The sequence below is a fragment of the Sphingomonas sp. genome (genome assembly GCF_048594985.1).
Taxonomy (GTDB): Bacteria; Pseudomonadota; Alphaproteobacteria; order Sphingomonadales; family Sphingomonadaceae; genus Sphingomonas_I.
Window position 1 is genome coordinate 1 of the sequence record NZ_JBMDXG010000310.1, and the last position, 3,919, is coordinate 3,919.

The following is a 3,919-nucleotide window of genomic DNA, read 5'->3' on the forward strand; positions in this document are numbered from 1 at the left end:
AAGCGGGAGGAAGAAGCCGCCATAAGTGGTCGCCAGAAACCGCGTGACGCGGTCATGGTCCGTGAACTTGGCGCCCACCTTGATCGCCGAGACCGGCCCCAGCTCGGTCGCATGCTCCCAGTCGGCGTAGACATACTTTTCCTTGTCCCGATTACCGATGCGGTGGAACGAGGCGAAATCGAACGCCAGGTCGTCCGGATTGTTGGGGTCGACGCCGGTGAAGCTGACCTCGGGGACGCGACCGTCGGTGAAGTCGAACGTGAAGGACCCGGGCGCGCCGCCCTCATAGAAGGGCTGGTTGCGGGTGTCGCCCTTGGCTCTCGTATAGCCCGCCTTCAGATGGACGGTGTCGCTGTCGCTCGGCGTCCATACGGTATCGAGGTCGGCCGACCACGTCTCGGCTAGCGCGTCGCGATAGATGGCGTCATAGACCACCGCGCGGCCGCCGGGCGTCGAGGTGATCGTGCCCGAGGTGACGATGCCGTCCTGGATGCCGGCATTGGTCAGCGTGCCGCCGCCGCCAATCGCGTTGGAACCCCAGGCCATATAGTTGCGGTTGAAGTTGCCCGCGTTGAAGCGCGAATAGAGGCCGGTCGCGACGATCTCGATCTGGTCGGACGGCTTGAACTGCAACTCGACATTGCCGCCGTAGCGTTCGCGCTCCTGCTCGAACAGCGCCGAGCCGATGAGGGAGGGCGCCTTCACCGTCTGCCCGCCGACGGGCACGTCGAAATAGCCGAGCACCTCGACCCCGTCGCGCCGGATGCGGCGCTTCTGATAGACGCCGCCGATCAGGACACCGAACGTCTCCGCCTCGTTTTTCCAGCTTACCAGGCCCGACCCCTGCGGATCGAACTTGTCCGACCGCTCGCTATAGACCCCCTGCAGCGAGGCCGAGATCGTGCCCGACTTGAGGTCGAGCGGATGGCGTGTCCGGACGTTGATCGTGCCGCCGATGCCGCCTTCCTCAACATCCGCCTGTGGGCTCTTGTAGACATCGAGTTGGCCGACGATCTCGGCCGGCAGCGTGAGATAGTTGAACGAGCGCGTCGCGGCGAGCTGATCCTCGATGAACCAGTCGGCGGTCGCGATCGAATGGCCGTTGACCAGGGTCTTGGTCAGGTTGGGCGCGGTGCCGCGCAGCGAGACCCGCTCGCCCTCGCCGAACGTCCGGTTGATGACGATGCCGGGGACGCGCTGGAGCGCTTCAGCGACATTCTTGTCGGGGAATTTTCCGATATCTTCGGCCGAGACGATGTCGGCGATGACCGACGACGAGCGCTTCGCATCGATCGAGGCGCGGAGCGCGCCCCGGATACCCGTGACGACCACGTCGTCTTCGCTGCCGCCGGTGTCGCCGACGCCGGGCTGTACCGCACCGGACGGCGGCGCATTGCTGGGTGCGCTATCCTGCGCGTGCGCCGTCCCCGCAAGCAACGCCAGCGCGCTGGCCGAACCCACCAGAATATGCCGTATCGTCATCGACCTTCCCCTTCTCGATGGAACGCCCCGGCTATGACCGGTAGCATACCAATATGCGTACCATCTGCCTGACATTTATTCTCGTCAAGCCTATTATTACGATCTTGTCATACAGCTGGAACTGCGCCGTTCTGCGCCAGAAACAAATTTGCGCTGGCAAATGGTATTTTATTGGTCCTATAAGGCCATGGTAAAGGGGATCGCGATGAGTTTGGCCGCGCAGATCGGGGCACTGACGGATGATGGCCGGGGATCGCTGTACCGGCGCCTCGCCCAAGTGCTGCGTGGCGCGATCGAAAATGGCATCCTGAAACCGCAAGAGGCTATCCCTGCCGAACGCGAGCTCGCGACCGACTTCGCGGTATCGCGCATCACCGTCAGGAAGGCGCTGGATGCGCTGGTGGGCGAGGGAATGCTCATCCGTCGGCAGGGCGCCGGCACGTTCGTCGCCGGCCGCGTCGAGAAGCAGTTCGCCAAGCTCTCCTCCTTTTCGGAGGACATGGCTGCGCGTGGGTGCGGCGTGCGAAGCGAATGGCTCGCGCGGGGCGAGGGCCAGGTCAGCCCAGACGAGGCGTTGATGCTTGGCCTCAGTCCCGGCAGCCCCGTCTTCCGCTTCCATCGCATCCGCTTCGCCGACGACCTGCCGATGGCGCTCGAATATAGCTCAATCCCCGGCTTCGGGCTCGACGGCGCGGACACCGTGGCCGAGTCGCTCTACGCCGCGCTGGAGGCCAAGGGGAATCGTCCGGTGCGCGCGCTGCAACGGCTCCGCGCGGTCCTGTTCAATGCCGAGCAGGCGGGGCTGCTCGGCATCCAGCCGGGCGCCGCGGGCCTGTTGATCGAGCGGCGCGGTTTCCTGGAGGATGGGCGCGCGATCGAGAGCACGCGCAGCTTCTACCGCGGCGACGCCTACGATTTCGTCGCCGAACTCACGATTGGAACTAATGCATGATTGCGCCCGAAAACACGCGCATGTTCGCCGAAGCAGGCGAGGCGGGAGACGTCGTCGCGCGCCAGCTGGAGGCCAACGCAGAGGCGGTCGCAGCGCTCGCTGCCCGCCTTCGCTCGGCGCCGCCGACGGGGGTCATCACCTGCGCGCGTGGCAGCTCGGATCATGCCGCGACCTACGCCAAATATCTGATCGAAACGCGCGCGGGCATACTCGTGTCCTCCGCCGCCCCATCGGTCGCGTCCGTCTATCGCCGCGCGCCCGCCGCCGAGGGGATGCTTGCGATCGGCATCTCGCAATCCGGCAAGAGCCCCGATATCGTCGAGACGATCCGCGCCGCCGGCGAGGCTGGCGCGACCACGGTCGCCATGGTGAACGTGACCGACTCGCCGCTGGCGCAACTCGCCGATGTCGTGCTGCCGCTGGGCGCGGGTCCCGAAACGAGCGTCGCCGCGACCAAGTCCTACATCGCGGCGCTGAGCCAGATCGCCGCGCTCGTCGCCGCCTGGGCAGAAGATGCCGTGCTCGACGCGGCGTTGCGCGACCTGCCCGAATTGCTGCGGCGGGCGTGGGCGGCCGACTGGTCACCGATGGTCGACCGGCTGGCGGACGCTCGCGGCCTGTATGTAATCGGACGCGGCGTCGGACTCGGCATCGCGCAGGAGGCTGCGCTGAAGCTCAAGGAAACGTGCAGCCTCCACGCCGAGGCATTCAGCGCGGCCGAGGTGCGGCACGGCCCGATGACGCTGATCGGTCCCGGCTTCCCCCTGCTGGTGATCGGTCAGTCCGACGAGGCCGGCGACGGGCTCGACGAACTGATCACCGACATGGTCGCGCGCGGCGGCGAGATGCTGGTGGCCGGACGCCCGGCACCCGGCGCCATCGCGCTGCCGACGCGCAGGACGCATCCGGCGCTCGAACCGCTGCTGGCGATCCAGTCCTTCTATCGCGCGGTCAACGCGCTGTCGGTACGGCGCGGCTTCGACCCCGACCGCCCTCCGCACCTCGCCAAGGTGACCGAGACGGTTTGATGAAGAAGGCCCTGATCAACGGCCGGGTGCTGATCGACGGCGCGTTCCAGGACGGGCTGGCGGTGGTGATCGAAGGCGAGCGGATCGCCGCCGTGATCGCCGAGGACGCGATCGACCGCGACATGCCGCGCGACGAGCTGGGCGGCGCGATGCTCGTGCCGGGGTTCATCGACACGCAGGTCAACGGCGGCGGCGGCGTGCTGTTCAACGATGACCCAAGTGTCGACGCGATCCGAACGATCGGCGCCGCGCACCGTCCGTTCGGAACCACCGGCTTCCTGCCGACGCTGATCAGCGACGATCTCGACGTCATTCGCGCGGGGATCGCCGCGGTCGATGCGGCGATCGCGGCGGGTGTGCCGGGCGTATTGGGCATCCACATCGAAGGCCCCTTCATCAACGTCGCGCGCAAGGGCATCCACGATGAGGATCATATCCGTCCGCTCGACGAGGAGGG

Annotated in this window: 3 protein-coding genes and 1 pseudogene; 3 read left to right on the forward strand and 1 reads right to left on the reverse strand. The window is 66.8% G+C overall.

The window, feature by feature from the left end:
• Nucleotides 1-1,482, reverse strand: a 1,482-nt coding sequence (locus tag ACOJSF_RS12815) for a TonB-dependent receptor (RefSeq protein WP_420142588.1), incomplete at its 3' end; no start/stop codon positions are given.
• Nucleotides 1,483-1,687: 205 nt separating this feature from the next.
• Here ACOJSF_RS12815 and ACOJSF_RS12820 point away from each other — a divergent pair.
• The 3 genes and pseudogenes from ACOJSF_RS12820 to ACOJSF_RS12830 form a co-directional block, all read left to right on the forward strand.
• Complete coding sequence (locus ACOJSF_RS12820) at nucleotides 1,688-2,434, forward strand: GntR family transcriptional regulator (RefSeq protein ID WP_420142590.1); 747 nt, start codon at nucleotides 1,688-1,690, stop codon at nucleotides 2,432-2,434.
• Nucleotides 2,431-3,462 carry an SIS domain-containing protein gene (locus tag ACOJSF_RS12825; RefSeq protein ID WP_420142589.1) on the forward strand — a complete coding sequence of 344 codons (1,032 nt, stop codon included), beginning with the start codon at nucleotides 2,431-2,433 and terminating at the stop codon, nucleotides 3,460-3,462. Before ACOJSF_RS12820 ends, ACOJSF_RS12825 begins: the two co-directional genes overlap by 4 nt.
• Nucleotides 3,462-3,919, forward strand: a pseudogene (locus ACOJSF_RS12830) (N-acetylglucosamine-6-phosphate deacetylase); the annotation flags it as partial. The gene ACOJSF_RS12825 and the pseudogene ACOJSF_RS12830, both read left to right, overlap by 1 nt.